Below are 26,400 nucleotides of genomic sequence, written 5' to 3'. Positions count from 1 at the left end.
TTCCGGGAGGGGCGCCCCCTGCCGGGGCGTGCAGAGGCCAGTCGCGGCAGTTGCGGGGAGAGTATGGAAGACGGTAAGTCCACCGGACCGAAGGCGAAGTGGTGGAGTCGGCCCACGCCGGGATCCACCACCCGCACCACGCCGGACGAGCCGTCCCCCGTCGAGGACGCGGTGCCCGCGGCCGACGCCGCGGAAGCACCCGCGGCCGACACGCCCGGCCTCCCGCCGACGCCCGCGGCCGGGGCGCCGCACCTCACGGACGCACCCGCGGCCGGCACACCGCCCCAGCCGTCCGCGCCCGAGCCGGTGCCGGGAACGCCCGCACCCGAGCCCGTGGCACCCGAGCCGGTGCCTGGAACGCCCGGCCCGGAGCCTGTGGCGCCCGTCCCGGCCGGGCAGCAGCCCGGCGCGCCCCTGCACGAGCCCGATCAGTACAGCACGCCGCCGTACGGCGGGCCCGGCCCCTGGGCGCCCGCACCGCCCGTACAGCGACCGGTCCCGACCCCGGCGCACGGCACCCCCATACCCCCGCAGTACGCGGGGACGAACGGCGGGGGCATCCCCGCCGCCCCCGCCCCCGCCACGGCGGCCCTCGGCTTTCCGCCCCCGCCGCACGTGCCTCAGCAACCGCAACCGCAACCGCAGTCGCAGTGGCTTCAGTACGACCCCTGGGGCGCGCCCCGCCGGCCCCTGACCCATGCGGGCCCGCCGCTCGGGGCCGACGGCGGGCGCAGGAAGAACCGCCGAGGCTCCCTCCTCGTCGGTGCGCTGCTGCTCGCTCTGGTGGCGGGCGGTATCGGCGGCGGCATCGGTGCCTACATCGAGCGCAACGGCGGCCTCACCCAGGTCGAGCTCCAGCAGACCGGACGGAACAGCGGCGGCCGCGCCCCCGACAGCGTCGCGGGCATCGCCGCCAGTGCCCTGCCCAGCGTGGTCACGCTCCATGTGCGCGGTACCACCGAATCCGGCACGGGCACCGGCTTCGTTCTCGACGGCTCCGGGCACATCCTCACCAACAACCATGTCGTCGCCCCGGCCGGGGCCTCCGGCGACATCACCGTGACGTTCAGCGGCGGCGAGACCGCGCGCGCCCAGGTCGTCGGCAAGGACAGCGGGTACGACCTGGCCGTGGTCAAGGTCACCGGTGTCTCCGGCCTCAAGCCACTGCCGCTGGGCAACTCCGACAATGTGCGGGTCGGCGACCCCGTGGTGGCCATCGGTGCCCCGTTCGACCTGTCCAACACCGTGACCTCCGGCATCATCAGCGCCAAGGACAGGCCGATCACCGCGGGCGGCGAGAAGGGCGACGGCAGCGACATCAGCTATGTCGACGCCCTGCAGACCGACGCCCCGATCAACCCGGGCAACTCCGGCGGCCCGCTCGTCGACGCCGATGCCCATGTCATAGGCATCAACAGCGCCATACGTGCCGCCGACAGCGGTTCGAGCGCCGAGAGCGGGCAGGCGGGATCCATCGGTCTCGGCTTCGCCATCCCGATCAACCAGGGCAAGCGGGTCGCCGAGGAGCTGATCAACACCGGGAAGGCCACGCATCCCGTGATCGGCGTCACCTTGGACATGGAGTACACCGGAGATGGCGCCAAGGTCGGCGCGAAGGGCACGGCCGGCGGGTCTTCGGTGACGCCCGGCGGGCCCGGGGCCAAGGCCGGGATCAAACCGGGGGACGTCATCACCGAGGTCGACGGCAGGCGGGTGCACAGCGGCGAGGAACTGATCGTGAAGATCCGGTCCCACCGGCCCGGCGACCATCTGGACCTCGGCCTGACCCGCGGTGGTAAAGACCTGTCCATCTCTTTGACGCTCGGTTCGGCAACCGGCACGTGACGGCCACGGCACGCTACCGCGCGGGCAGTCCCGACCGGTACCGTGGGCCGGGTCCGGACCACAACCGACCTGGTCTCGGAGAACACGAGGAGCAACAGGGTGTTCAATGACATAGGCCCACTTGAGCTGGTGACGCTCGTGATCCTGGGCGTGCTGATCTTCGGCCCGGACAAGCTGCCCAAGGTCATCCAGGATGCCTCGCGCTTCATCCGTAAGATCCGTGAGTTCTCGGAGAGCGCCAAGGAGGACATCCGCACGGAGCTCGGCCCGGAGTTCAAGGACTTCGAGTTCGAGGACCTCAACCCCAAGACGTTCGTCCGCAAGCAGCTCATGGACGGCAACGACGATCTGGGGCTGAAGGAGATCCGCGAGAGCTTCGATCTGCGCAAGGATCTCGCCGAGGTCACCGACGCGGTGAACGGCCGGGAGAGCGCCGCCGTGGAGTCCGCGGACTCCCGGGGCGGCGTGTCGAGTTCGCCGATCACCGCGACCAACGGCTCCGGCGGTGCTCCGGACCTGCTCAAGAAGCGTGACCAGCCCGCGAAGGACGACCGTCCGCCGTTCGACGCAGACGCCACCTGACGCCGGTCAATCCCGACTCGTCCGGACGGTATGGCTATTCTCCATCTGTCCGGATGTGAGGGACGCCCGTGGGGGGCGGGCCGCTCCGGACCCAACGGATCGAGGAGGCGGCCGGGCAGATGGGGACGAGCAGTCAGGTGGACGCGGAGGACGGGCCGAGTACAGCCACCGCAGAGGCCATGCCGGCGGCCCGGTGTACCGTCGACGGATTTCTGGCAGCTCCGTTTCCCTGGTACGGACTGGACGAGGCCTTCACCGGGCCGCGCCGGCTGGCGCAGGTGGGCACCGCGGCGGACGGCACGGTGCAGCACGGCTCCGTCGGACACGGCGACGAGCCGTCGGCACGGGCCGACGCGGGTGCCGAGAAGCAACGATTCGCTGTCGTCGTGACGGTGGCCAGCAGCCCGGTGCGGCACAGCGGTGACGGTACGGGGGTGCTGGACGCGACCACGGTCTCCTCCGCGGCCTGGCTGGCCGGGTCCGGTCTGCTCGCCTGCACATGGCCCCCGCAGATGGATCACACACTGCGTGACGACTGGCTGGACCAGCAGACGGAGACGGCGTTCGAACTCGCCGACGATCTGGACGGCCCCGCGTGGTCGACGCTGTCACTGCCGGTGGACGGTGCCCCGGTGGCGTTCCACTACCGCGAGTCCGAGTTCGGCTGGGTGCTGGCGGGGTCGGCGCCCAGAGGGGTGCACATCGGGGCGTACGGGCGCGGAATGAGTGCGTACGGGCTGGGATTCTCGGTGATCCGAGACATCACGGCGTACGCGTAGCGGGTGGGTCGGCGGCCGATCGCGGCCGACCGCTCTCTCGCACCCCGGTGGCGACGGGCGCCCAGGACCGAACCCCGGTGCCCGGACGGGCCGCGGTACCGGGCGCACCCGGCGACGCCGGCGCCCGGTCCCGGGGCCGGGCCCCGGTCCGGACGGGCCGCGGTACCGCGGCCCGTCCGGCGATGTCCGCGCCCGCTCAGCACGTGTTGCGCGGGGTGATCGCTCAGAACTTGTTGCGCGGGGTGATTCCCAGCGACATGCCCGACAGGCCGCGCTGACGGCCTCCCAGCTTGTCCGCGATGGTGCGCAGCGCCTTGCCCGCCGGGGAGTCCGGGTCGGACAGGACGACCGGCTTGCCCTCGTCGCCGCCCTCGCGCAGCCGCACGTCGATCGGGATGGAGCCGAGCACCGGCACGTCCGCGCCGACCGTCCTCGTCAGGCCCTCGGCGACCCTTTGGCCACCGCCGGTACCGAACACGTCGACCATCTCGTCGCAGTGCGGGCACGGCAGTCCCGACATGTTCTCGACGACACCGACGATCTTCTGGTGGGTCTGCACGGCGATCGAACCGGCCCGCTCGGCCACCTCGGCCGCCGCCTGCTGCGGGGTCGTGACGACCAGGATCTCGGCGTTCGGCACGAGCTGTGCCACCGAGATCGCGATGTCACCGGTGCCCGGCGGCAGGTCGAGCAGCAGGACGTCCAGGTCGCCCCAGTACACATCGGCGAGGAACTGCTGGAGCGCTCGGTGCAGCATCGGTCCGCGCCACACCACCGGGGCGTTGCCCGGGGTGAACATCCCGATGGAGATGACCTTCACGCCGTGCGCCGACGGCGGCATGATCATGTTCTCGACCTGTGTCGGCTTGCCGTCCGCGCCGAGCATCCGCGGCACGCTGTGCCCGTAGATGTCCGCGTCGACCACACCGACCTTGAGGCCGTCGGCCGCCATCGCGGCCGCCAGGTTCACCGTGACCGAAGACTTGCCGACGCCGCCCTTGCCGGACGCGACCGCGTAGACCCGGGTCAGCGAGCCGGGCCGGGCGAACGGCACCTCGCGCTCCGCGGTGCCGCCGCGCAGCGAGGAGGCGAGCTCCTTGCGCTGTTCGTCGCTCATCACGTCGAGCGTGACATCGACCCGCGAGACGCCCTCGACGCGGGCGACCGCGTCGGTCACGCTCTTGGTGATCGTCTCGCGCATCGGGCAGCCGGAGACCGTGAGATAGACCGTGACAGCGACTGCACCGTCAGCATCGATCTCGACCGACTTCACCATGCCGAGTTCGGTGATCGGGCGGTGGATCTCCGGGTCGTTCACTGTCGCCAGTGCCTCAAGCACCGCGTCTTCCGTAGCCATACTGTCGATAGTACGGGTGCGCGCGGCGCTCCCCGCAAGAGTGGTGGGGGTGTCACCGGACCCGCGCTACGCGCGAGTAGCCCCGTCAGCCGTCCTCGTCGCTCTCGGCCGGGAAGGGGGTCCGCCGGTCGTCCAGGTCCCTCACGAGGTCCTCCAGTTCGGAGCGGATCCAGTCGCGGGTGGCGACCTCGCCGAGGCCCATCCGCAGCGAGGCGATCTCCCGGGTGAGGTACTCGGTGTCCGCGATGGAGCGCTCGTTCTGCTTGCGGTCCTGCTCGTAGGTGACCCGGTCGCGGTCGGCCTGCCGGTTCTGCGAGAGCAGGATCAGCGGGGCCGCGTACGAGGCCTGGAGCGACAGGATCAGCGTCAGGAAGATGAACGGGTACGCGTCGAACCGCCACGCCACGGGCGCGAAGGCGTTCCACACCACCCAGACGATGATGACCATGGTCATCCAGGCGATGAAGCTCCAGGTGCCCAGGAACCGGGCGATCCGTTCGGAGAGCCGGCCGAACGACTCGGGGTCGTAGTCGGGCAGCAGCCGGCGCCGCGGGGCCTTCGGCTGGTCCAGCCGGGAACGGGACGGGCGCGCGATCCCCGAGGCCCCCGCCGGCGCTCCCTTCGCACGGTCCTCACCGGCCACTGGGGATCTCCTTCTCACCATGGAAGTCGGTCTCCCGCCAGTCCTCGGGCAGCAGGTGGTCGAGGACGTCGTCGACGGTCACCGCGCCGAGCAGCGATCCGCTCTCGTCCACGACCGGCACCGAGACCAGGTTGTACGCGGCCAGATAGCTCGTCACGACCGGCAGCGGAGTGTTGGGCGTGAGGGGAATGAGGTCGCTGTCGACGATCGAACTGACGAGGGCGTACGGCGGATCCCGCAGCAGCCGCTGGAAGTGCACGGTGCCCAGGTACATGCCGGTCGGGGTCTCGTCGGGGGAGCGGCACACGTACACCTGCGCGGCGAGCGCCGGGGACAGATCCGCCTGCCGGACCCGCGCCAGCGCGTCGGCGACCGTCGCGTCCGGTCGCAGAATGATCGGCTCGGTGGTCATCAGGCCGCCCGCGGTCCGCTCCTCGTACGACATGAGGCGCCGCACGTCCGCCGCGTCGTCCGGCCGCATCAGGGTCAGCAGCCGTTCCTTGTCCTCCTCGGGGAGTCCGGACAGCAGGTCGGCGGCGTCGTCCGGGTCCATGGCCTCCAGGACGTCGGCGGCGCGCTCCTCCTGGAGCTTGCCGATGATCTCCAGCTGGTCGTCCTCGGGGAGCTCCTCCAGGACGTCCGCGAGCCGGTCGTCGTCGAGCGCGGCCGCGACCTCGGCCCGCCGCTTCGGCGACAGATGGTGCAGCGCGTTGGCCACGTCGGTCGGCCGGAGCTGCTCGAACGTGGCGACCAGGGACTCGGCGCCCTGCCCGTCCTCCTCCAGCGAGAATCCGCTGACCGCGGACCAATCGACCGTCAGGGTCTCGCCCTTGCGCCGCAGTGCCCCGGCCTTGCCCTTGCGGACGAAGTACTTGCCGATCTCCCAGTCGCGCCGGGCCGGGAGCTGCTGAACGGCGACATCGAGGACGGTGACCTCCTCGCCGGTCTCCACCAGGCGCACCCGCCGGTCGAGGAACTCCCCGAGCACCAGGCGCTCGGTGGGCCGCTGCTCGAAGCGCCGCATGTTGACGACACCGGTGGTGATGACCTGGCCGGACTCGATCCCCGTCACCCGGGTCATCGGGAGGAAGATGCGGCGGCGGCTGAGCACCTCGACCACCAGGCCGAGCAGCCGGGGCGGCCTGCCGCCGACCCGCAGCATCGCGACGAGGTCGCGGACGCGGCCCACCTGATCACCGTTGGGGTCGAAGACCGGGACGCCGGCGAGGTGCGAGACGAAGACGCGGGGGGCGCCGGCCGCCATGATGCGCCTCCTTCTTCCGTGTACGACTTCGCTGTCCGGTCCGTTTGACAGCTAATTAACCGTTATGACGGAATCAGGCTAGCCCGTACCGCTCCGGGCTGCCCCGGCGGATCCGTCCGTACGGCTCTCTGCCGGACGGCGTGTGCGGCACAGGTACGCTGCCGTCTGCCACCCCGCACCATGCAGATGAGAGGCAGTGCGCCCGTGACCTCTTCCGTCCCGCCCGTCCGGGCCCGGCGTCGCCGGACCACCCTCGCCGTCGCGCTGTGCGCGGGGCTGACCGCGGCTCTCACGGCGTGCGGGAGCGAGGATCCGGACCAGGGGACCAACGGCGTCGGCAAGCTCGCCGCCACGGAGATCGAGAAGAAGGCACAGGCCGCGGCGGACTCCGCCGACGCGGTGCGTCTCGCCGGGACGCTGGTCAGCAAGGGCGGCACGTACAAGCTGAACATGCGGCTCAGGGAGAAGGGCGGCGTCGGCTCCGTGGTCTCGAAGGACAGCACCTTCGAGCTGCTGCGCATCGGTGACGAGCTCTATCTGAAGGCGGATTCCGGGTTCTGGAGCCACGACGAGGAGTCCGGAGCCGAGAGCGAAGCGGGTGGCGCGGCGGCGGACAAGCTCCAGAACAAGTACGTGAAGGTGCCCGAGGACGACCCCACGTACAAGCAGTTGCGCGGCTTCACGGACAAGCAGGTCCTGCTCGACGGCCTCCTCACGCTGCACGGCACCGTCAACAAGGGCGACCGGGAGAAGGTGGACGAGACCCGGACCGTTCAGATCAAGGGCGGCGAGGGCGAGGGCGGCACCCTCGATGTTTCGCTGGAGGGCACTCCGTATCCGCTGCGCTTCGCACGCGGGGGCGGCGGGGGAACCGTGACGCTGTCGGACTGGGGCCACGACTTCGCGCTGGAGGCCCCGGCGAAGACCGACACGGTCGACTACGGGAAGCAACTGCCCAAGACATCGTCCTGACAGCGGGCTGCACAGTCCGCGGTCCGGGGGCATCGGCGGGCTGACCGGTGGCGCTGCCCAGGACGGCATCCCGCGCCGGCGGGCGCCGGGCCGCGGTTCGGGATCGGTGAGGGTGGGTCGACCAGGGGCTACGCGCGGCACCGGGCGGGCCGCGCCTCGCGCCGGTCAGCTCCTGCGTCCCCGCTTCAGCAGGCGCGGCAGCCCGGCGGGCACCGGACGCCGTGTGGTCGCGGGCGTCGGCAGGGGCGCCGCGGCCAGCGAGCCGTCCGGCAGCCGGGTACGGACTTCGCCCGGCGCCAGTCGCAGCACCCGGCACTCGCGTGCCCACCGCTCCGTCATCTCTTCGGTGTCCGGTGCGTTCAGCCGCTTGCCCTTCAGCTCGGCGACGGCGGCCTCCCACTCCTCCGAGTGGGGCGCGAGCTCCGTCACGGCTGCCGTCCAGGCGACCAGCCGGCCGCCTTTGTCCTTGCTGCGCACGGTCACCTCGGCGCTGGACCCGTCGCCGAGGCCGGCCGGGAGCGGCTGCTCACCGGGGCCGTCGCCGACCAGATGGGCCGCCCCCTCGTGCCATACGTGCCACAGGGCCCGCGCGGGCCCGGTGCCGCGCACCCAGATGAGACCGGACTTCTTGGTGGCTTCCTCGACGAGGGCCCGGCCCGGTACGTCACCGGCAGCAGCAGTCATGCCCGAACTCTATTAGAGCCAGCCGTTGCGCTTGAGCGTGCGGTGGATGGAGAAGCAGACCACTCCGATGACGACCAGCACCAGGGGGTAGCCGTACCGCCAGCGCAGCTCGGGCATGTGCTTGAAGTTCATGCCGTACACGCCGCAGATCATCGTCGGTACGGCGACGATGGCCGCCCAGGACGTGATCTTGCGCATGTCCTCGTTCTGCGCGACGGTCGCCTGCGCCAGGTTGGCCTGAAGGATCGAGTTCAGCAGCTCGTCGAAGCCGATGACCTCTTCATGCACCCGCGCCAGGTGGTCGGCCACGTCACGGAAGTACTTCTGGATGTCGGGGTCGATCAGCCGCATCGGCCGCTCGCTCAGCAGCTGCATCGGCCGCAGCAGCGGCGACACGGCCCGCTTGAACTCCAGGACCTCACGCTTGAGCTGGTAGATCCGGCCGGCGTCCGAGCCGCGCGGGCTGCCCTTCGCGGGGGTGGAGAAGACCTCGATCTCCACCTCGTCGATGTCGTCCTGGACGGCGCCCGCCACCGCGATGTAGCCGTCCACGACATGGTCGGCGATGGAGTGCAGGACAGCGGAGGGCCCCTTGGCGAGGAGCTCGGGGTCGTCCTGCAGCCGGTGCCGCAGCGCGCGCAGCGAACCGTGGCCGCCGTGCCGGACGGTGATGACGAAGTCCCGGCCGGTGAAGCACATCACCTCGCCGGTCTCGACCACCTCGCTGGTCGCGGTGAGCTCGGCGTGCTCGACGTAGTGGATGGTCTTGAAGACGGTGAACAGCGTGTCGTCGTACCGCTCCAGCTTCGGCCGCTGGTGGGCGTGGACGGCGTCCTCGACGGCGAGCGGGTGGAGGCCGAACTCCCGGGCGATACCGGCGAATTCCTCCTCGGTCGGCTCGTGCAGGCCGATCCAGGCGAAGCCGCCCTCCTCCCGCACCTGGATCATCGCCTCGTGCGGTGTGCGGCAGGAGGAGCTCTCCACGCGCCGTCCGTCGCGGTAGACCGCGCAGTCGACGACCGCGCTGGAGGTGGACGGGTCACGGGTGGTGTCGTAACTGCTGTGCAGGGGGTTGCTCTTGCGCAGAGAGGGCCGCACGGCGGCGCGCAGGTCGCGGATCATCGACATGGCTGACTCCTTCACGGAGGGCCGTCGTCGGGCACGTGGAACAGCCCGGAACGAGGACGTGTGCTCACGTCCGCAAAGCGGGCGGCACCGCATCGGCGCGATGACGGCGTTCGCTACAGACAGGCAAAAAAGGAGTGCTCTTCCGTCGTGCGCAATGCCGCGGGCCTTGACCGGGAAGGCCTCAGATCACCGGAGAGAGGTGAAGGTCGGAAGAGCGGTTGGTACTACCCGATCGACTTCGATCCATGGCAGCCCCACCTCCTCCAGCCGGTCCCCCTTGGGGGATGACGTGTCGTCGGGGCTGAGAGCGACGCTTCTGCGTGCTGCCCCGACCAGCGGCCAAGACTATCAGCCGACTGAGGGCCAATCCTTTACTTTGCCCGTTCCATACGCGTCCTATGCTCGCTGGATGGGAGAAATTCTTGCTCTGGTCGAGGCCCGGCTGCTGACGGCCCTCGGCGAACCGGACGCTCGTGCCGCAGTGACGTTTCTCGGGACGGACCGCATCGACGTGCTCCGCTTCGTCGACGGCGACGTGGTGCGCTACGCCACGCTCGGCATGTCCGCGCAGCCGATGGCCGATCCGACCGCGGCCGTCGCGGACCCGGTGAAGGGTCCGCGCGCCGAGCTGATCCTCTCCGTGCGCGCCGGGCTCGCCGACACCGACAAGGTGCTGCGTCCGCTGGCCGTGCTGGCCGCCACCCCGCAGGTCGAAGGGGTGGTCGTGACGCCCGGTGCCTCGCTGGACGTCGGTGAACCGCTCTGGCCCGGGGCGCCGTTCAGCTCCGTACTGGTCGCCGAGCCGGGCGGCCTCGTGGAGGATCTGGAAGCGGACGAGCGGATGGAGCCGGTGCGGTTCCTGCCGCTGCTGCCGATGACGCACAACGAGGCCGCGTGGAAGCGGGTCCACGGTGCGCAGGAGCTCCGGGAGCGATGGCTCTCGCACGGTACGGATCTGCGCGATCCGCTGCGTGGTTCCGTGACGCTGGACTGATCCCGGACCCGGGTGTGTCCGCCGCTCCGGACCGGGACAGGGGCTCCGTGACGCCGGACCGGGACGTGGGCTCGGTGACGCCGGACCGGGGCCCGCGTCGTGCCGGGCAGGCGGGAAGCCCCGCCGCGCGGCCAGGAGGGGAGCCGTGGGCGGGGCGGAATCGGGTGGGCGCCGCGGTCAGTTGGCGAAGGCCGTGACGCCGTCCTCGGTGGCGTGCCTCGGCTCCAGTTCCTCCGCCTCGTGCGTCAGCGCCGTACGCCGGATCCAGACGACGACCGCACCGACGACGGCCGCGATCGCGGCGACCACGAACGGGATGTGGATGTCGCTCCACTCCTCGATCTTCGGGGCGAGGTACGGAGCGGCCGCGGCGGCGAACCAGCGGACGAAGTTGTAGCCCGCGCTCGCCACCGGACGCGGTGCGTCGGACACGCCCAGCGCCAGCTCCGTGTAGACCGTGTTGTTCATGCCGATGAAGGCGCCGGAGACGATCGTGCAGACGATGGCGGCGGTGTGGTTGCCGTATCCCAGGACCAGGAGGTCGACGGCGAGCAGCACCAGTGAGGCGCCGAGCACCTTCAGCGAACCGAAGCGCTTCTGCAGCCGGGGGGCGACGAGTACCGAGAAGACGGCGAGCAGCAGACCCCAGGCGAAGAAGACCGCGCCCGACTTGTACGGCGTCATGTTCAGCACGAACGGGGTGAACGCCAGGATCGTGAAGAACGCGTAGTTGTAGAAGAACGCCGAGGTGGCGACGGAGGCCAGGCCGCCGTGACCCAGGGCCTTGACCGGGTCGAGCAGTGACGTCTTCGCGGCCGGCCTGGGCTGTTCCTTCAGGAACGCCGTGATGCAGAGGAAGCCGACGGCCATCAGAACGGCCGTGCCGAAGAACGGGTAGCGCCAGCTGGCGTCCCCGAGCAGGGCGCCGAGCAGCGGGCCGCAGGCCATGCCGAGGCCGAGTGCCGACTCGTAGAGCAGGATCGCCGCCGCGCTGCCGCCCGCCGCCGCGCCGACGATCACCGCGAGCGCGGTCGAGACGAAGAGCGCGTTGCCCAGCCCCCAGCCGGCCCGGAAGCCGACAAGTTCGGCGACGGACGACGAGGTGCCGGCGAGTGCGGCGAAGACGACGACGAGCGCGAGGCCGGCCAGCAGCGTCTTGCGTCCGCCGATCCGGCTGGACACGAAGCCGGTGACCAGCATCGCCACGGCGGTGATCAGGAAGTAGGAGGTGAAGAGCAGCGACACCTGACTCGGAGTCGCCTCCAGGCCCTTGGCGATGGACGGGAGAATCGGGTCCACCAGGCCGATTCCCATGAACGCGACAACGGAGGCGCCCGCCGTGGCCCAGACGGCCTTCGGCTGGCGCAGGATGCTGCCCGCTCCCTGATCGAACGGATCCTCTCCCTGCATGGGACTTCTCGCTCTCCAGTAGATCGTTGTGTTATACACAGAATAAGTTAGAGGATCTAATGAATGCAAGCTACATCTAAATGTGCCGGTCGGGGCCCTGCTGCGGACGGGTGATCATCCTTGACGAGGCGGCGGTCCTGGAGGACCGTTGGTCGCTATGAGGGGCGAACCCAGTTGCCCGAAGTGCGGAGGCCGGGTCAGGGCGCCCGGTCTCTTCGCCGACACCTGGCAGTGCGCGGTGCACGGCAGCGTGCAGCCGCTGCAACCGGTCGTCCCGCCCAGCGTCGAGGCGCTCGGTGTCGTGGTGCAGCGCGCCCAGGTCCCGGTCTGGATGCCGTGGCCGCTGCCGGTGGGGTGGCTGTTCACGGGTGCGGCGAGTGCGGGTGACGAGCCCAGCGGCGGACGCGCCACCGTCGTCGCCTGCTCCGGCCCCGGCCCCGTCGGCGGTATCGGCGAGCTGCTGCTCGTCACCGAGGAACTCGGGGTCGGACTCGGAGCGCGCTACGCCGGCATCGAGGGCCTCGACCCCGGCCCCTACCTGGACGTCGACGGCCCGCCGGACGTCAAGATGCTCGCCGCCGGACGCCCCACCCCGCTGTGGCACGTCAAGGACGCCCCGGAGGACCGGGCGGTCTTCGCGGGCGAGGCGCGCGGGCTCTGGCTCTGGGCGATCGTCTGGCCCGAACAGTCGGGGCTTCTGATGTACGACGAGCTGGTGCTCGCCGATCTGCGCGAGGCCGGGGGCGAGATGGACCTCGTGCCGTGCGGGGCGCTCACACCGCGCCTGCTCGGTTAGGCCGTGTCTGCCGTGTGTTAGGGGCTGCGCCAGGACATCCGGGGCCGGCCGGGCGCTGTTCGAACGCCGGTTATCCTGTGGACGTCCCCCTGTCCGGCCCGAGCACTGGAGTACGCGTCGTGCGCATCGACCTGCACACCCACTCCACCGCGTCGGACGGTACGGACACCCCCGCCGAGCTGGTGCGGAACGCCGCCGCCGCGGGCCTCGACGTCGTCGCCCTCACCGACCACGACACGGTGCGCGGGCACGCCGAGGCGATCGCCGCCCTTCCGGAAGGGCTCACCCTCGTCCCCGGCGCCGAGCTCTCCTGCCGGATCGACGGCGTGAGCCTGCACATGCTGGCGTACCTCTTCGACCCCGACGAGCCCGAACTGGCCCGCGAACGCGAGCTGGTGCGGGACGACCGGGTGCCGCGTGCCCGGACCATGGTGGGCAGACTGCAGGCGCTCGGCGTGCCGATCGAGTGGGAGCAGGTCGCGAGGATCGCCGGCGACGGATCGGTCGGCAGGCCGCACATCGCCGCCGCGCTCGTCGAGCTGGGCGTCGTCGAGACCGTCTCCGACGCCTTCACGCCCGAGTGGCTGGCGAACGGCGGACGCGCGTACGCCGAGAAGCACGAACTCGACCCCTTCGACGCGATCCGGCTGGTCAAGAACGCCGGAGGCGTCACCGTCTTCGCCCACCCGCTCGCCGTCAAGCGCGGTGAGGTGGTGCCCGAGGCGTCGATCGCGAAGCTCGCCGCCGCCGGCCTCGACGGCATCGAGGTCGACCACATGGACCACGACGAGCCGACCAGGGCCAGGCTGCGCGGGCTCGCCCGGGAGCTGGGGCTGCTGACGACCGGCTCCAGCGACTACCACGGCAGCCGCAAGACCGTCGCGCTCGGCGCGTACACCACCGACCCCGAGATCTACGGCGAGATCACCCGGCGCGCCACGGGAGCCTTCCCGGTGCCGGGCGCCGGCGGACCCCGCGCCGCGTAACGCCGCACGCACCGCCGCCGAGGCGTGCGCGCCCTCGTCACCGGACGCGGACCGCCGCCCGGCCCACCTCCGCGTCCCCTCCCTTCCTCCCCGGCTCCCGGGGCGTCAGACCGCCGTCATGGCTCCGGGGCGCCCCTCCTTCACGCTGTTTTCCGCTCTCTTCTCGCAAGGCTCACTGTGTTCGACGTCGCTGTCTTCGGATCCCTTTTTCTCACGCTATTTGTGATTATGGATCCCCCCGGGATCACTCCGATCTTCCTCGCCCTCACCGCGGGCCGCCCCGCCAGGATGCAGCGCAGGATGGCGTTGCAGGCGGTGGCCGTCGCCTTCGGCGTGATTGCCGTCTTCGGCGTGCTCGGCCAGCAGATCCTCGACTATCTGCATGTCTCCGTACCCGCCCTGATGATCGCGGGCGGACTGCTCCTGCTGCTGATCGCGCTCGACCTGCTCACCGGCAAGACCGACGAGCCGACCCAGACCAAGGACGTCAATGTGGCGCTCGTACCGCTGGGCATGCCGCTGCTCGCCGGGCCCGGTGCGATCGTGTCGGTGATCCTCGCGGTGCAGCACGCCGACAGCCTGGGAAGCCAGCTCTCGGTCTGGTCGGCGATCATCGCCATGCACGTCGTGCTCTGGCTGACGATGCGTTACTCGCTGCTGATCATCCGGGTCATCAAGGACGGCGGTGTCGTGCTGGTCACCAGGCTCGCCGGAATGATGCTCTCCGCCATCGCCGTACAGCAGATCATCAACGGCGTCACCCAGGTCGTCCAGAACTCCTGACCGTGTCCCCGGACACCACAGCGCCCCCGTACGGACCTTCCGTACGGGGGCGCTTCGTCTTTGTGCGTCGTGTGCGTTACGAAGCCGGCGATTCGGCCGGGCGGATGTAGATGCGCTGACCCATGGCTGCGGCCTGCTGCACGATCCGGTTGACGGAGGCGGCGTCCACGACGGTGCTGTCCACGGCGGTACCGTCGACATCGTCGAGTCGCATGATCTCGAAGCGCATACGGCTTCCCTTCGTCTGATCCTCCTGCTGGAGAACTACATGGGAGGACGGGTGACCCGTCCGCAAGGATGAGAGCGCTCAACACCGCTGTCTCGCGCTCCACAAGGTGTACAACGGCTTGTCTCCTGCAAACATTCCCTACGCTAAGGAAAAGTTTTGGATGTCTAAGTATCAGCAGGTCACCGCGCACGATCCGGCGACTCGGCCCCCGGCGAGGCACGCGAAAAGGTCCGCCACGAGGTCCGCCGCGAGGCTCGCCACGAGGTCCACGGCGAGGCCCGAGTGAGCGAGGCAGAGATCAGCGAGCGGCTGGACCGCACCAACGAGTTGCTCCAGCGCGTGCTCGCCGAGGTGTCGAAGACCCCGTCGACCCACGCGATCTTCGTGGACGCGGGCTATGTGTACGCGGCGGCCGGACTGCTCGTCACCGGCACCGAGGACCGTCGATCCTTCGACCTCGACGCGGAGGGGATGATCGAGGCCTTCATCGACAAGGCCCGCACGATCTTCGCGGACAGCAGGCTGCTGCGCGTGTACTGGTACGACGGAGCCCGACGGCGCATCCATACCGTCGAGCAGCAGTCCATCGCCGAACTCCCCGACGTCAAGGTCAGACTCGGCAACCTCAATGCCAACAACCAGCAGAAGGGCGTCGACTCACTCATCCGCACCGACCTCGAATCGCTCGCCCGGCACCGCGCCATCAGCGACGCGGCCCTGGTCGGCGGGGACGAGGACCTGGTGTCCGCGGTCGAGGCGGCGCAGGGTTACGGGGCGCGGGTCCACCTGTGGGGCATCGAGGCGGCGGAGGGGCGCAACCAGGCCGAACCACTGCTCTGGGAGGTCGACAGCCAGCGCACCTTCGACCTGGACTTCTGCCGCCCCTACGTCACCAGACGCCCCGTCACCACCTACGAGGACGACACGCCCGCCCCCTCGCGCGAGAACGTCCGCTTCGTCGGTGCGCAGATCGCCGCGGCCTGGCTGGTCGCCCGGGGCCGCGAGTCGCTGGCCGATCTGCTGCCCGGACACCCGTATCTGCCGGGCTCGGTCGACCAGGACCTGCTGGTCGAGGCCGAACGGCTGCTCCAGCATTCGCTGCGTGGCCACGCGCATCTGCGGCGCGCGCTGCGGGACGGCTTCTGGCAGCACCTCCAGGCGCAGTACTGAAGCCCCGCGACCCGTCACGCGGCCTACAGGCTGTTCCAGAAGGAGACGAGCGCGGCCGCCGTCGGCTCCGGACGGTCCGTGTTGGGGGAGTGCTCGGCGCCCGCGATCCGGGTGCGGTGTGCGCCCAGCCGTCGGGCCATGTCGTCGAGCAGTGGCACCGGCCAGGTGTCGTCGCGCTCGCCGGAGAGCACATGGACGGGCAGCCCTGTGGCGGCCAGTTCGGCCACCCGGTCCGGCTCGGAAGCCAGCTGACGGCCGGTGGCGATCAGCTGGGCGGGCTGGTGGCGCAGCCAGCGCCGGCGCAGTGCCTCGCCGTCCGTCGTCGCGTCCTCGGGCGGGTCGAGGGCGCGCATGGCCTCCCACACCTCGGCCATGCTCAGCGCCGCGAGCGCGTCGCCGAGCATCTTCACCTTGAGCTGCTGAGCCTCGGCGACCTCGGCCGGTCCGGACGACATCAGGGTCAGCGAACGGAACGGCGTGGCGTCCACGAGCGCGGCGGCGCGGGCGATCTGCCCGCCGAGCGAGTGCCCGACCAGATGCAGGGTTTCCCCGTCGCCGACGACGGCGGTCTGCGCGAGCACGTCCAGAGCCAACTCGCTCTGATCGTAGGCATTCTGACGGACCGTCCCCTCGGTCTCGTACTGTCCGCGACCGTCCACGGCGACGGCCCGGTACCCGGCGGCGCAGAGCGGTTCGAGCAGTGCGATGAAGTCCTCCTTGCTGCCTGTGTAGCCGGGCAGCAGGAGGGCGGTGCCACGCGGCGCGGTGCGCGGCGAGGCGTCCAGCACGGCGAAATCCCCGCGCGGGGTGCGGAGCTGACGGGCCTGGGCGCTGGGGGGCGGGGTGAAGGTGGGAGGCCGACTCATGAGGACGAGGTTATGTCGCCGAACGCCGGTCGGGCCAAGCGATGTCCTCGTACGGATGTCCTCGAACGCCGGACGGGCTTGAGGATGTCCTCAAGCCCGTCCGGCACATTCAAGACTCCTGGTGCCCTCCGGGCCGTCACGGCCGCGGGAGCGCGAGCAACGACACCGATCGCCCGGGGCAGCGCCCCGGGCGATCGGTGTCGCGTTGCTCAGCCCTCGGTCCGGGCGGCAGCCGCGCGGGGCGCCCGTCGCCTGCGGGGCTTCGCCTCGCCCTCGGCGGCCGGGGCCTCGGCCGCGACCACGGCCTCGGCCTTCGGCTTGGCGGGCGCACGACGGCGACGCGGCTTGGTCTCCGGCGTGGGCTCGGCGATCGGCGCGATCTGGAAGTCGACCTCGTCCTCGGCCGGCTTGACGACGCGGGGGCGGCGACGCGGCTTGGTGACCGTCTTCACCTCGGCCACCGGCTCGGCGACGGGGGCGATCTGGAAGTCGACCTCCTCCGCGACCGGCTTCACGGCGACCCGCGTGCGGCGGCGGCGCGGCTTGGCCTCGGTCGCGGCGGGCTCGTCCTCGGCCTTCGTCGCGACGGCCGCGGGCGCTTCCACCGCACTCACCGCCGCCTCGGCCGCGACCTCCGCGGCACCGGCGCGGGTACGGCGGCGGCGACGCGGTGTGCGCGGCTGCGACGGGTCGTCGGCCACCTCGGTGGACGGGGCCGGAACCGTGGCGGTGGCTGCGGTCTCCGCGACCACGGCGCCGCCGGTCTCCGCGACCGCTTCGCCGCTCCGGGTACGACGGCGCTGACGCGGTGTGCGCGGCGCACGCTCCTCGCGGACGGCGGGCGCCGACGACTTGCGGCCCCGGCCGCCCGTCTCGCCGAGGTCCTCGATCTCCTCGGCCCGCAGACCGGCGCGGGTCCGCTCGGCACGGGGCAGGACGCCCTTGGTGCCGGCCGGGATGTCGAGCTCCTCGAAGAGGTGCGGCGACGTGGAGTACGTCTCGACGGGGTCGTTGAACTTCAGGTCGAGCGCCTTGTTGATCAGCTGCCAGCGCGGGATGTCGTCCCAGTCGACCAGCGTGATCGCGATGCCCTTGGCGCCGGCGCGGCCGGTGCGGCCGATGCGGTGGAGGTACGTCTTCTCGTCCTCCGGCGACTGGTAGTTGATGACGTGGGTCACACCCTCGACATCGATACCGCGGGCCGCCACGTCGGTGCAGACCAGGACGTCCACCTTGCCGTTGCGGAACGCGCGCAGCGCCTGCTCGCGGGCGCCCTGGCCGAGATCGCCGTGGACCGCACCGGACGCGAAGCCGCGCTTCTCCAGCTGCTCGGCGATGTCGGCGGCCGTGCGCTTCGTACGGCAGAAGATCATCGCGAGTCCGCGGCCGTTGGCCTGCAGGATGCGGGAGACCATTTCCGGCTTGTCCATCGAGTGGGCCCGGAAGACGTGCTGCGAGATGTTCGCGACGGTCGCGCCCTCGCCGTCGGTCGAGGTGGCGCGGATGTGCGTCGGCTGCGACATGTAGCGCCGCGCGAGGCCGATGACGGCGCCCGGCATGGTCGCCGAGAACAGCATCGTCTGCCGCTTCGGCGGAAGCATGGTGATGATCTTCTCGACGTCGGGCAGGAAGCCCAGGTCGAGCATCTCGTCGGCCTCGTCGAGCACGAGCGCGCGGACGTGCGAGAGGTCGAGCTTGCGCTGTCCGGCCAGGTCGAGCAGGCGGCCCGGGGTGCCGACGATCACGTCGACGCCCTTCTTCAGGGCCTCGACCTGCGGCTCGTACGCACGGCCGCCGTAGATGGCGAGAACGCGGACGTTGCGCACCTTGCCGGCGGTCTGCAGGTCGTTGGTGACCTGCTGGCAGAGCTCACGGGTGGGGACGACGACCAGCGCCTGCGGCGCCTCGGTCAGCTGCTCGGGCGCGGCCCGGCCCGCCTCGACGTCTGCGGGGACGGTGACGCGTTCCAGCAGCGGCAGACCGAAACCGAGGGTCTTGCCAGTGCCGGTCTTGGCCTGGCCGATGACATCGGAACCGGAGAGCGCGACGGGGAGCGTCATCTCCTGGATGGGGAACGGGGACACGATGCCGACTGCCTCAAGGGCCTCGGCCGTCTCGGGAAGAATCCCGAGTTCTCGGAACGTAGTCAGGGTGCTGCCTCTTCTGTGAGACGCGGTCCGAGGCGAACGCTGGGGGTCGTACCGTGCCGGGTTGGTCATCCGGCCGCGGATGGGCCGGGTGGCGCGGGACCACTGCCGTCGCTCGAGCGCTCGTGCCGCTGAGGGGGCCCCTCATCTGCGGTCGTACGTGGCGTACGACCCGCGCGGAGGGCTGTCGGGTCGGAGCCGATCGGGCCACCGACCGAGCATCCTCATTCGTTTTCACCAATGTTCGCGCCACAGGTACATCCAAAATACTCAGTAGGCGCAATACCACTGTACCCCGGAATCGCGCATGTGTGTTGGGCGAATTCATCGGAACGGTGTGATGGCACCGGCTGACCAGGCCCTTCCATCCCCCGCCGGGCGGGCTATTCTGCGCTTCATGGAGACGCCTGACAACGCCAACGCAACCCCCGTGCTCACCGGTATCGCCGCCCAGGACTGGGCCACCGCATCCGTGGAGCCGCAGTACCGAGCCGCGGTCGTGGACCTGCTGGGAGCACTTGCGTACGGGGAGCTGGCAGCCTTCGAGCGGCTCGCCGACGACGCCAAACTCGCGCCGACCCTGGCCGACAAGGCGGAGCTGGCAAAGATGGCCTCCGCCGAATTCCATCACTTCGAGCGGCTGACGGACCGGCTGACCGCGATCGAGGTGGAGCCGACGGGCGCGATGGAGCCGTTCGCCAAGGCGCTCGACGACTTCCACCGCCAGACAGCGCCGTCGGACTGGCTGGAGGGCCTGGTCAAGGCGTACGTCGGCGATTCGATCGCCAGTGACTTCTACCGCGAGGTCGCCGCCCGGCTCGACTCGGACACCCGCTCCCTCGTCCTCGCCGTGCTCGACGACACGGGACACGGCAACTTCGCCGTCGAGAAGGTGCGCGGCGCGATCGAGGCCGACCCGCGCGTCGGCGGGCGGCTCGCGCTGTGGGCACGCCGGCTGATGGGCGAGGCGCTCTCGCAGGCACAGCGGGTGGTGGCGGACCGCGACGCGCTGTCGACGATGCTGGTGGGCGGCGTGGCCGACGGGTTCGACCTGGCGGAGGTCGGACGGATGTTCTCGCGGATCACCGAGGCGCACACCAAGCGGATGGCCGCACTGGGGCTGGCCGCGTAGTCGGTTCACCGGGACCGTCCGGCCACCCTCCCAGGGGTGCCGGACGGGCTGGTCGCTGCCCGGGGTGCCGGACGGCCGGCCTCAGGCCGCCGCTGATCGACGCAGCCGACGGCTACTGGGGCGGACCAGCAGGGAAAGCGTCACGGCCCCGACCAGCGCCGCACCGACCAGCGTGGCCACGACGTGGCCCGGGCCCAGCACCGAGCGCATCAGGAACGCGCCGAACAGGGCGCCCAGAGCGCCGGTGGCGAAGACGGTCGACCGGGACGGGAGCCGGTGCGGGAGCGAGCGGAGCGCCGTCCAGGCCAGCGCGAGTCCGAGCACGACGGAGCCGAGGGGTTCCAGGATCACAGGTGATCACCTCGCGAGTTGCGGGGCGGGTAAAGCGGTCGTTAGCGGTACTACCCGAGGGGTGCGGAACGCAACCCTCCTCGCATGGAGTACGCACAGGAATCGCCCGGCCGCCGCACAGGCGGAACCGGAAACCGGGCCGGAACGGGAACGGGCAGCGGCCCGGTGGGGAATCCCCCACCGGGCCGCTGCCACGGTCAACGCGTCGAGCGTGCCGCCCGGTACCGCGACCGGAAAGGTTCACCGGCTCGCGCAGACCTTTCCTGCCGCGGCACTAGGTGTATTGATCAAGACCCCTGCGTCAACAACGCTCGTGATCAATACACCTAGAGCGCGCCGAACCCCACGCGGCGCGTGCTGGGCTCGCCGATCTCCACGTACGCGATCCGGTCGGCCGGCACCAGGACCTTGCGGCCCTTCTCGTCCGTGAGGCTGAGCAGCTGCGCCTTACCGCTGAGAGCGTCGGCGACGCTGCTCTCGACCTCTGCGGCGGAAAGTCCGCTCTCCAGAACGATCTCCCGGGGAGTGTGCTGCACCCCGATCTTGACCTCCACGGCTATGTCCCTCCGACGGTCAGTCCCTGCGCGGTGAACCGCGCCGTACGCAGCACACATTAGCCCGCTGAGGGGAACCGCCAGCGGTCGGCGGGCCACGCCCGCAGCGAACACGGGCACAGACCGCCTCCGGCCGCTCGGATCAGTGCTGATCGATGCCGTGCAGCGGGAAGCCCGCGATGCCCCGCCAGGCCAGTGACGTCAGCAGCTGCACCGCCGTGTCCCGCGGAATGGACGACTGGCTGGAGAGCCAGTAACGGGCGACCACCTGGGAGACACCGCCCAGCCCGACCGCCAGCAGCATCGATTCGTCCTTGGACAGTCCCGTGTCACCGGCGATGACGTCGGAGATGGCCTCCGCGCACTGGAGCGAGACCCGGTCGACCCGCTCGCGCACCGCGGGCTCGTTGGTCAGGTCCGACTCGAAGACCAGCCGGAAGGCGCCGCCCTCGTCCTCGACGTACGCGAAGTACGCGTCCATCGTCGCGGCGACCCGCAGCTTGTTGTCGGTCGTCGACGCCAGGGCCGTGCGGACCGCCTGGAGCAGCGACTCGCAGTGCTGGTCGAGCAGGGCCAGATAGAGCTCCAGCTTGCCCGGGAAGTGCTGGTAGAGCACCGGCTTGCTGACTCCGGCCCGCTCGGCGATGTCGTCCATCGCGGCGGAGTGGTATCCCTGCGCCACGAATACTTCCTGCGCGGCGCCCAGCAGCTGGTTGCGTCGGGCGCGGCGAGGCAGTCGAGTGCCTCGCGGGCGCGCCGCCTCGGTCTGCTCGATGGCTGTCACGCCGCCTCCCAAATATGTGATCGGACACAGCCTCTCTGTGCACGCTGCGCCACACAGCCATCGTACTTTTGGGTAACCCGGGTGTGCGCGGCGCGGACGCAGAATTTCACGGACCGGACGGCTGCGGTAGCCGCAGATTCGCCGACCGATGGGGCAAAGCCGGGCGTATCAGCGGTAATCATCCTCATCCTGGGTGACCACACGGGCCTGCTCCGCCGCGTCCGCCTCGTTGGCGCTGTCCCGGTCGATGTCCGTCAGCGGTTCGTCCCGCCGCTGCTGGAGATCGGCCCGCTGTTCGGCGGCGTCCGCCCGCGGTGTCTCCTGGTCCGGTTCGTCCGGCTGGATGTCCTCGAAGGTCTCCGGGTCGCTGGGGTCGACCGTCATGGTGACTCCCTTCCTCGCTTCGAGCCTAGGAGCTACCCCCGCAAGCCGCTACGCGGTCTGTGACCGCGAACACATGAACCGTGGTGTGATCGTCTCGTAACATTGCCGCATGTCTTCGACCGAGCTGCCGGGAGTCAACGCCGCCGTGCCGGCCCCCACGGTGAGCGCCGTCAGGGTCGCGGAAGGGGAGAAGCTGCGCTCCGTCGCGCTGCCCGGACTGACGCTGGCCGTCCGGTCCAGGCCGCCGGAGCGGGCCGGACTGCCGCCCGCGCTCTATGTGCACGGGCTCGGCGGCTCGTCGCAGAACTGGTCGGCGCTGATGCCGCTGCTCCAGGACCTGGTGGACGGCGAGGCGGTCGACCTGCCCGGCTTCGGTGACTCGCCGCCGCCGGACGACGGCAACTACTCGGTCACGGGGCATGCCCGTGCCGTGATCCGGCTCCTCGACGCCCAGGAACGCGGCCCCGTCCACCTGTTCGGCAATTCGCTCGGTGGCGCCGTGTCCACCCGGGTCGCCGCGGTCCGTCCCGACCTGGTGCGCACCCTCACCCTCGTCTCGCCCGCGCTTCCCGAGATCCGGGTGCAGTGGCCCGCCGTGCCGACCGGGCTGCTCGCCGTTCCGGGCGTCGCGACGCTGTTCGCGCGGATGACCAGGGAGTGGACCGCGGAGGAACGCACGCGCGGTGTCATGGCACTCTGTTACGGCGATCCGGCGCGCGTCTCCGAAGCCGGCTTCCGTGAAGCGGTCGCCGAAATGGAGCGCCGGCTGCGACTGCCGTACTTCTGGGACGCGATGGCGCGGTCGGCGCGCGGCATCGTCGACGCGTACACGCTGGGCGGGCAGCACGGGCTGTGGCGTCAGGCCGAGCGGGTGCTCGCGCCGACCCAGCTCGTGTACGGCGGACGGGATCATCTGGTCTCCTACCGGATGGCACGCAAGGCGTCCGCGGCCTTCCGCGACGCGCGGCTGCTGACCCTGCCCGACGCGGGGCACGTGGCGATGATGGAGTACCCGGAGGCGGTCGCCCAGGCGTTCCGGGAACTGCTCGACGAACGCGGCGGGAGCTGATCCGGGGAGTGGGACGACATAGTCGAAAGGGCCCCGCACCCAAGGGGTCCGACACCGGGGCCGCGTCCGCGAACGTGGGTGGCGAAGGCCAGGGCATGGAGTCCGGGCCCGGCAACGGGCGGCGCCGGAGACCGGCCGGTGCTCCGGCCGGTGCGGACGGGCACAGTCCGTCCGGGCAGACCGGTGAAGTCCGCGGCGGCCACCCCGAACAGCGGGAACCCGGCGGCGGCTGGGGGACCGCACGTCAGCGGGCGGTCGCCGTGCGCCCGCAGCGGACCGGTACCCGGCCACTGGTTCCCGGGCCGCGGCGCGAGTTCGTCGAGGCGTTCGACACGCCTCCCGCACCCCCCGCGCCTCGCGAGCCCTCCGTTCCGCCGGCCCGGCCGGCCGATCCGTACAGCTCGGTCGGCGCGTGGGACGAGCAGCCGCCGGACGACACCGGAGCCCCGGCGCCCGCCAGGGACGGCAAGGGCGCCAAGGGCCGCACCTTCACCGGTATCGCGGCCGCGGCGGTGACCACCGTGCTCGCGGTGGTCGTGGCCGGGCAGGTCGCCCACGACGGCGCCGCGAGCGGCGCCGCACAGTCCGCAGGCGTCGACCGGGAGGACACCGACGGCGCCTCCCGCTCGGACGACCGGCCGACCCCGGAGACGACACGGGTCAAGCCCCTCTCGTACGCGCAGAAGATGGCCAAGGCCTATCCGCTGTCCCCGGAACTCCACGGCTCGGGGAAGTTCGAGGCGGTCGCGGGAACGGCGAAGGCTCCGGGCAAGGGCCACACGTACCGGTACCGGATCGATGTCGAGGAGGGGCTCGGCCTCGATGCCGCGCTCTTCGCCCGGGCGGTCCAGGAGACGCTCAACGACGACCGCAGCTGGGCACACGACGGCGCCATGACGTTCGAGCGGATCTCCACCGGTGACCCCGATTTCGTGATCACCCTGGCCAGCCCCGGGACCACCGGGGACTGGTGCCAAAAATCGGGCCTGGACACGACCGTGGACAACGTCTCGTGCGACTCCGCGTCGACCGAACGCGTGATGATCAACGCCTACCGCTGGGCACAGGGGTCGTCGACGTTCGGTCCGGACCGGCTCTTCGCCTATCGGCAGATGCTGATCAACCATGAGGTCGGCCACCGGCTGGGCCACAACCATGTGACGTGTCGCACGCCGGGAGCCCTCGCTCCGGTGATGCAGCAGCAGACCAAGTCCCTGGACATCGACGGGATCAAGTGCCGGCCCAACGCTTGGGTGTATCCGAGCAGTTGAGTCAAAATGGGGCGAGCCGGGGCGTATGCCCGGCCGTCCTCCCGCCCGGGCCGGTCGCCCGCCGTCATCTGCCGGACCGTGCGTCCACGCACCCATGTCGTCCACATACTGGGATTGCCGTCTCGTCCCGCGTTGACATCCCCTGGGCGCTGATTCATATTTCTCGACATGTCACGCAGCCCCGTCACCGCTGAACGCGCCGCCATAGAGCTGGCGCTGATCGGCGTGACCCGGCACAGCGTCGCCGACATCCACTGTTGCTGACGCCCGCCCGAGCGCGCGTCGGCTCCCCGTCCGAACCCTGAACCGGTCCGGACGGCCACTCCTGGCTGCCGCGCCCGGGCGTATTCCGTCCGCAGGTGCGGCACTGTCGTGTGTTCCGGTCCCTTCTTCCACGTGTCGACCGGCTGTGTGCACGCGCTCTCGTTGCCGCCTGCGCGGACATCCGTTTCCGCCCCTTTCTTCAGGCAGTACTCCGAGAGGTCACCTTCCGATGCGTCAACCGTCCGTCATATCGCGCCGCGTGACAGCGGCCGCAGCAGTACTCGTCGTGGCCGCCGGCGCCGCGGCCTGCGGGCCCCAGGACAGCAAGGACACCGAGGGCGGCTCCGGCGCGGCGGGCACGCCCAAGAAGGGCGGCACGCTCACCGTCCTCAACAGCAAGCCGCAGGACGACTTCGACCCCGCGCGCCTCTACACCTCCGGCGGCGGCAACGTCCCCTCCCTCGTCTTCCGCACGCTCACCACCCGCAACCGGGAGGACGGCGAGGCGGGCGCGAAGGTCGTCCCCGACCTGGCGACCGACGTGGGCACGCCCAGCAAGAACGCCACCGTGTGGACCTACACCCTCAAGGACGGTCTGAAGTACGAGGACGGCACCGCGATCACGAGTGCCGACATCAAGTACGGCATCGAGCGCTCCTTCGCCGCCGAGCTCTCCGGCGGCGCGCCCTACCTGCGCGACTGGCTGATCGGCGGGGCCGACTACCAGGGCCCGTACAAGGACAAGAAGGGCCTCGACTCGATCGAGACGCCCGATGCGAAGACGATCGTCTTCCACCTCAACAAGCCGGAGGGTGAATTCCCCTTCCTGGCCACGCAGACCCAGACGACCCCGGTGCCGAAGGCCAAGGACACAGGCACCAAGTACGAGGAGCACCCGCTCTCCTCGGGGCCGTACAAGGTCGTCAAGAACGAGGGTGACGGCGAGCGCCTGATCCTGGAACGCAACCCGTACTGGTCGGCCGCGACCGACGACGAGCGCAAGGCCTACCCCGACCGGATCGACGTGCGCTCCGGGCTCGACTCCGCCGTCATCAACCAGCGCCTGTCCGCGTCGCAGGGCGCCGACGCCGCCGCCGTCACCACCGACACCAACCTGGGCCCGGCCGAACTCGCCAAGGTCACCGGCGACAAGAAGCTCGCCGCCCGGGTCGGCACGGGCCACTTCGGTTTCACCAACTACATCGCCTTCAACCCGAAGGTGAAGCCGTTCGACAACCCGAAGGTGCGCCAGGCGATCTCGTACGCCGTCGACCGCTCCTCCGTGGTCAACGCGGCCGGCGGCTCCTCGCTCGCCGAGCCCGCCACCACCTTCCTGCCCGACCAGAAGGCGTTCGGCTACACCCCGTACGACCACTTCCCGGCCGGGAAGTCCGGCAACGCGGCCAAGGCCAAGGAACTGCTGAAGGAGGCCGGCTACCCCGACGGGCTGACCGTCACCCTCACGCACTCCAACGACAAGGACTTCGCCACAAGCCCGGAGATCGCCACCGCGATCCAGGAGGCACTGAAGAAGGCCGGGATCACGGTCAAGCTCCAGGGTCTGGAGAGCAACGACTACTCCGACACGGTCTACAACGTGAAGAGCGAGCCCGGCTTCTTCCTCGGCGGCTGGGGTGCCGACTGGCCGTCCGGCGGCCCGTTCTTCGCGCCGATCTTCGACGGCCGCCAGATCGTCAAGGCCGGCTACAACTTCAACTCCGCCCAGCTGAACGACCCCGCGGTCAACAAGGAGATCGACGAGATCAACAAGCTGACCGACCTGAGCGCCGCCGCCGAACGCTGGGGCGCGCTCGACAAGAAGGTCGGTGAGCAGGCGCTGACCGTGCCGCTGTTCCACCCGGTCTACAAGCGCCTGTACGGCGAGTCCATCAAGAACGTCGTGATCAGCGACTGGACCGGCGTGCTCGACATCTCGCAGGTCGCGGTCAAGTAACC

At 70.6% G+C, this 26,400-nt stretch carries 27 protein-coding genes; 14 read left to right on the top strand and 13 right to left on the bottom strand.

Going from position 1 to position 26,400, the window contains the following annotated elements:
- The first annotated feature begins 63 nt into the window (after positions 1-63).
- From ACFVUT_RS07400 to ACFVUT_RS07390, 3 genes are all read left to right on the top strand, one after another.
- Positions 64-1,845 carry a trypsin-like peptidase domain-containing protein gene (locus ACFVUT_RS07400; RefSeq protein ID WP_389643929.1) on the top strand — a complete coding sequence of 594 codons (1,782 nt, stop codon included), beginning with the start codon at positions 64-66 and terminating at the stop codon, positions 1,843-1,845.
- 99 nt (positions 1,846-1,944) lie between these two features.
- Positions 1,945-2,427: a sec-independent translocase gene (locus tag ACFVUT_RS07395; RefSeq protein WP_389643931.1), complete on the top strand. Its 483-nt coding sequence runs from the start codon at positions 1,945-1,947 to the stop codon at positions 2,425-2,427.
- 119 nt (positions 2,428-2,546) lie between these two features.
- Positions 2,547-3,206, top strand: a complete 660-nt coding sequence (locus ACFVUT_RS07390) for a hypothetical protein (RefSeq protein ID WP_389643934.1) — start codon at positions 2,547-2,549, stop codon at positions 3,204-3,206.
- A gap of 223 nt (positions 3,207-3,429) precedes the next feature.
- Here the strand turns inward: ACFVUT_RS07390 and ACFVUT_RS07385 are convergent, their stop codons facing one another.
- The 3 genes from ACFVUT_RS07385 to ACFVUT_RS07375 all read right to left on the bottom strand — a co-directional run bounded on the left by ACFVUT_RS07385 (position 3,430) and on the right by ACFVUT_RS07375 (position 6,470).
- Positions 3,430-4,563, bottom strand: coding sequence for an Mrp/NBP35 family ATP-binding protein (locus tag ACFVUT_RS07385; RefSeq protein WP_389643937.1), 1,134 nt, complete (start codon positions 4,561-4,563; stop codon positions 3,430-3,432).
- 85 nt (positions 4,564-4,648) lie between these two features.
- Positions 4,649-5,206, bottom strand: coding sequence for a DUF1003 domain-containing protein (locus tag ACFVUT_RS07380; protein WP_389643940.1), 558 nt, complete (start codon positions 5,204-5,206; stop codon positions 4,649-4,651).
- Positions 5,196-6,470, bottom strand: a complete 1,275-nt coding sequence (locus tag ACFVUT_RS07375; RefSeq protein WP_389643943.1) for a magnesium transporter MgtE N-terminal domain-containing protein — start codon at positions 6,468-6,470, stop codon at positions 5,196-5,198. The genes ACFVUT_RS07380 and ACFVUT_RS07375 overlap by 11 nt, the downstream gene beginning before the upstream one ends.
- 204 nt (positions 6,471-6,674) lie before the next feature.
- Here ACFVUT_RS07375 and ACFVUT_RS07370 point away from each other — a divergent pair, with 204 nt between their 5' ends.
- Entirely contained in the window at positions 6,675-7,442 is a 768-nt protein-coding gene (locus ACFVUT_RS07370; protein WP_389643945.1) for a hypothetical protein, read from the top strand.
- Between the two features lie 165 nt (positions 7,443-7,607).
- Here ACFVUT_RS07370 and ACFVUT_RS07365 read toward each other — a convergent pair whose 3' ends face one another.
- Positions 7,608-8,126 carry a hypothetical protein gene (locus ACFVUT_RS07365; protein WP_389643948.1) on the bottom strand — a complete coding sequence of 173 codons (519 nt, stop codon included), beginning with the start codon at positions 8,124-8,126 and terminating at the stop codon, positions 7,608-7,610.
- A 12-nt stretch (positions 8,127-8,138) separates the two neighbouring features.
- Complete coding sequence (locus ACFVUT_RS07360) at positions 8,139-9,254, bottom strand: magnesium and cobalt transport protein CorA (RefSeq protein WP_389643950.1); 1,116 nt, start codon at positions 9,252-9,254, stop codon at positions 8,139-8,141.
- Between the two features lie 409 nt (positions 9,255-9,663).
- Here ACFVUT_RS07360 and ACFVUT_RS07355 point away from each other — a divergent pair, with 409 nt between their 5' ends.
- Positions 9,664-10,248, top strand: coding sequence for a suppressor of fused domain protein (locus ACFVUT_RS07355; RefSeq protein WP_389643954.1), 585 nt, complete (start codon positions 9,664-9,666; stop codon positions 10,246-10,248).
- A gap of 177 nt (positions 10,249-10,425) precedes the next feature.
- On the opposite strand, the gene ACFVUT_RS07350 is transcribed toward ACFVUT_RS07355, so the two are convergent.
- On the bottom strand, positions 10,426-11,658 hold the full coding sequence (locus ACFVUT_RS07350) for an MFS transporter (protein ID WP_389643955.1): 1,233 nt from the start codon (positions 11,656-11,658) through the stop codon (positions 10,426-10,428).
- Between the two features lie 157 nt (positions 11,659-11,815).
- Here ACFVUT_RS07350 and ACFVUT_RS07345 point away from each other — a divergent pair, with 157 nt between their 5' ends.
- The 3 genes from ACFVUT_RS07345 (at position 11,816) to ACFVUT_RS07335 (ending at position 14,223) form a co-directional block, all read left to right on the top strand.
- The gene (locus ACFVUT_RS07345) at positions 11,816-12,454 is read left to right on the top strand and encodes a DUF6758 family protein (RefSeq protein WP_389643958.1); all 639 of its coding nucleotides are present in this window, start codon (positions 11,816-11,818) and stop codon (positions 12,452-12,454) included.
- A 119-nt stretch (positions 12,455-12,573) separates the two neighbouring features.
- Complete coding sequence (locus ACFVUT_RS07340; RefSeq protein ID WP_389643960.1) at positions 12,574-13,440, top strand: PHP domain-containing protein; 867 nt, start codon at positions 12,574-12,576, stop codon at positions 13,438-13,440.
- A gap of 177 nt (positions 13,441-13,617) precedes the next feature.
- Positions 13,618-14,223: a MarC family protein gene (locus tag ACFVUT_RS07335; protein WP_389643963.1), complete on the top strand. Its 606-nt coding sequence runs from the start codon at positions 13,618-13,620 to the stop codon at positions 14,221-14,223.
- 76 nt (positions 14,224-14,299) lie between these two features.
- Here the strand turns inward: ACFVUT_RS07335 and ACFVUT_RS07330 are convergent, their stop codons facing one another.
- Complete coding sequence (locus ACFVUT_RS07330; protein ID WP_327177840.1) at positions 14,300-14,452, bottom strand: hypothetical protein; 153 nt, start codon at positions 14,450-14,452, stop codon at positions 14,300-14,302.
- A gap of 282 nt (positions 14,453-14,734) precedes the next feature.
- Here ACFVUT_RS07330 and ACFVUT_RS07325 point away from each other — a divergent pair, with 282 nt between their 5' ends.
- Positions 14,735-15,622: an NYN domain-containing protein gene (locus tag ACFVUT_RS07325; protein WP_389643966.1), complete on the top strand. Its 888-nt coding sequence runs from the start codon at positions 14,735-14,737 to the stop codon at positions 15,620-15,622.
- Positions 15,623-15,645: 23 nt separating this feature from the next.
- On the opposite strand, the gene ACFVUT_RS07320 is transcribed toward ACFVUT_RS07325, so the two are convergent.
- Together ACFVUT_RS07320 and ACFVUT_RS07315 are read right to left on the bottom strand one after the other, a co-directional pair.
- Positions 15,646-16,488, bottom strand: coding sequence for an alpha/beta fold hydrolase (locus ACFVUT_RS07320; RefSeq protein ID WP_389643969.1), 843 nt, complete (start codon positions 16,486-16,488; stop codon positions 15,646-15,648).
- Positions 16,489-16,697: 209 nt separating this feature from the next.
- Positions 16,698-18,548, bottom strand: coding sequence for a DEAD/DEAH box helicase (locus ACFVUT_RS07315; RefSeq protein ID WP_389644806.1), 1,851 nt, complete (start codon positions 18,546-18,548; stop codon positions 16,698-16,700).
- A gap of 484 nt (positions 18,549-19,032) precedes the next feature.
- Between ACFVUT_RS07315 and ACFVUT_RS07310 the strand changes: the two genes are divergently transcribed.
- Positions 19,033-19,767 (top strand): ferritin-like fold-containing protein, encoded by a 735-nt coding sequence (locus ACFVUT_RS07310; RefSeq protein ID WP_389643972.1) that lies wholly within the window; start codon positions 19,033-19,035, stop codon positions 19,765-19,767.
- 81 nt (positions 19,768-19,848) lie between these two features.
- Here the strand turns inward: ACFVUT_RS07310 and ACFVUT_RS07305 are convergent, their stop codons facing one another.
- The 4 genes from ACFVUT_RS07305 to ACFVUT_RS07290 all read right to left on the bottom strand — a co-directional run bounded on the left by ACFVUT_RS07305 (position 19,849) and on the right by ACFVUT_RS07290 (position 21,840).
- Entirely contained in the window at positions 19,849-20,118 is a 270-nt protein-coding gene (locus ACFVUT_RS07305; protein WP_389643974.1) for a hypothetical protein, read from the bottom strand.
- A gap of 326 nt (positions 20,119-20,444) precedes the next feature.
- Positions 20,445-20,672, bottom strand: coding sequence for a DUF3107 domain-containing protein (locus ACFVUT_RS07300; RefSeq protein ID WP_389643977.1), 228 nt, complete (start codon positions 20,670-20,672; stop codon positions 20,445-20,447).
- Between the two features lie 142 nt (positions 20,673-20,814).
- The gene (locus ACFVUT_RS07295) at positions 20,815-21,456 is read right to left on the bottom strand and encodes a TetR/AcrR family transcriptional regulator (RefSeq protein ID WP_164639039.1); all 642 of its coding nucleotides are present in this window, start codon (positions 21,454-21,456) and stop codon (positions 20,815-20,817) included.
- A gap of 168 nt (positions 21,457-21,624) precedes the next feature.
- Entirely contained in the window at positions 21,625-21,840 is a 216-nt protein-coding gene (locus tag ACFVUT_RS07290; RefSeq protein WP_326767686.1) for a hypothetical protein, read from the bottom strand.
- 109 nt (positions 21,841-21,949) lie between these two features.
- Between ACFVUT_RS07290 and ACFVUT_RS07285 the strand changes: the two genes are divergently transcribed.
- The 4 genes from ACFVUT_RS07285 to ACFVUT_RS07270 all read left to right on the top strand — a co-directional run bounded on the left by ACFVUT_RS07285 (position 21,950) and on the right by ACFVUT_RS07270 (position 26,398).
- Positions 21,950-22,909: an alpha/beta fold hydrolase gene (locus tag ACFVUT_RS07285; protein ID WP_389643980.1), complete on the top strand. Its 960-nt coding sequence runs from the start codon at positions 21,950-21,952 to the stop codon at positions 22,907-22,909.
- An 8-nt stretch (positions 22,910-22,917) separates the two neighbouring features.
- On the top strand, positions 22,918-24,180 hold the full coding sequence (locus tag ACFVUT_RS07280) for a DUF3152 domain-containing protein (RefSeq protein ID WP_389643983.1): 1,263 nt from the start codon (positions 22,918-22,920) through the stop codon (positions 24,178-24,180).
- 168 nt (positions 24,181-24,348) lie between these two features.
- Complete coding sequence (locus ACFVUT_RS07275; protein ID WP_389643985.1) at positions 24,349-24,444, top strand: Ms4533A family Cys-rich leader peptide; 96 nt, start codon at positions 24,349-24,351, stop codon at positions 24,442-24,444.
- Positions 24,445-24,673: 229 nt separating this feature from the next.
- A complete protein-coding gene (locus tag ACFVUT_RS07270) occupies positions 24,674-26,398 on the top strand; it encodes an ABC transporter substrate-binding protein (protein ID WP_389643988.1) in 1,725 nt (574 codons plus the stop codon).
- The last annotated feature ends 2 nt before the right edge of the window (positions 26,399-26,400 follow it).

It is taken from the genome of Streptomyces sp. NPDC058051 (assembly GCF_042885475.1).
In the GTDB taxonomy this organism is placed as follows: Bacteria; Actinomycetota; Actinomycetes; order Streptomycetales; family Streptomycetaceae; genus Streptomyces.
Note: the sequence above shows the minus strand (reverse complement) of the source record. Positions and strands in the feature narration are given on the sequence as shown.

Bases quoted from the DNA above. Each gene is read 5' to 3' on its own strand.
- ACFVUT_RS07290 (WP_326767686.1), bottom strand. From the start codon at position 21,840: ATGACGGTCGACCCCAGCGACCCGGAGACCTTCGAGGACATCCAGCCG.
- ACFVUT_RS07345 (WP_389643958.1), top strand. From the start codon at position 11,816: ATGAGGGGCGAACCCAGTTGCCCGAAGTGCGGAGGCCGGGTCAGGGCG.
- ACFVUT_RS07330 (WP_327177840.1), bottom strand. From the start codon at position 14,452: ATGCGCTTCGAGATCATGCGACTCGACGATGTCGACGGTACCGCCGTG.
- ACFVUT_RS07365 (WP_389643948.1), bottom strand. From the start codon at position 8,126: ATGACTGCTGCTGCCGGTGACGTACCGGGCCGGGCCCTCGTCGAGGAA.
- ACFVUT_RS07315 (WP_389644806.1), bottom strand. From the start codon at position 18,548: ATGACGCTCCCCGTCGCGCTCTCCGGTTCCGATGTCATCGGCCAGGCC.
- ACFVUT_RS07270 (WP_389643988.1), top strand. From the start codon at position 24,674: ATGCGTCAACCGTCCGTCATATCGCGCCGCGTGACAGCGGCCGCAGCA.
- ACFVUT_RS07355 (WP_389643954.1), top strand. From the start codon at position 9,664: ATGGGAGAAATTCTTGCTCTGGTCGAGGCCCGGCTGCTGACGGCCCTC.
- ACFVUT_RS07390 (WP_389643934.1), top strand. From the start codon at position 2,547: ATGGGGACGAGCAGTCAGGTGGACGCGGAGGACGGGCCGAGTACAGCC.
- ACFVUT_RS07385 (WP_389643937.1), bottom strand. From the start codon at position 4,563: ATGGCTACGGAAGACGCGGTGCTTGAGGCACTGGCGACAGTGAACGAC.
- ACFVUT_RS07375 (WP_389643943.1), bottom strand. From the start codon at position 6,470: ATGGCGGCCGGCGCCCCCCGCGTCTTCGTCTCGCACCTCGCCGGCGTC.
- ACFVUT_RS07350 (WP_389643955.1), bottom strand. From the start codon at position 11,658: ATGCAGGGAGAGGATCCGTTCGATCAGGGAGCGGGCAGCATCCTGCGC.
- ACFVUT_RS07310 (WP_389643972.1), top strand. From the start codon at position 19,033: ATGGAGACGCCTGACAACGCCAACGCAACCCCCGTGCTCACCGGTATC.
- ACFVUT_RS07400 (WP_389643929.1), top strand. From the start codon at position 64: ATGGAAGACGGTAAGTCCACCGGACCGAAGGCGAAGTGGTGGAGTCGG.
- ACFVUT_RS07320 (WP_389643969.1), bottom strand. From the start codon at position 16,488: ATGAGTCGGCCTCCCACCTTCACCCCGCCCCCCAGCGCCCAGGCCCGT.
- ACFVUT_RS07360 (WP_389643950.1), bottom strand. From the start codon at position 9,254: ATGTCGATGATCCGCGACCTGCGCGCCGCCGTGCGGCCCTCTCTGCGC.
- ACFVUT_RS07285 (WP_389643980.1), top strand. From the start codon at position 21,950: ATGTCTTCGACCGAGCTGCCGGGAGTCAACGCCGCCGTGCCGGCCCCC.
- ACFVUT_RS07275 (WP_389643985.1), top strand. From the start codon at position 24,349: ATGTCACGCAGCCCCGTCACCGCTGAACGCGCCGCCATAGAGCTGGCG.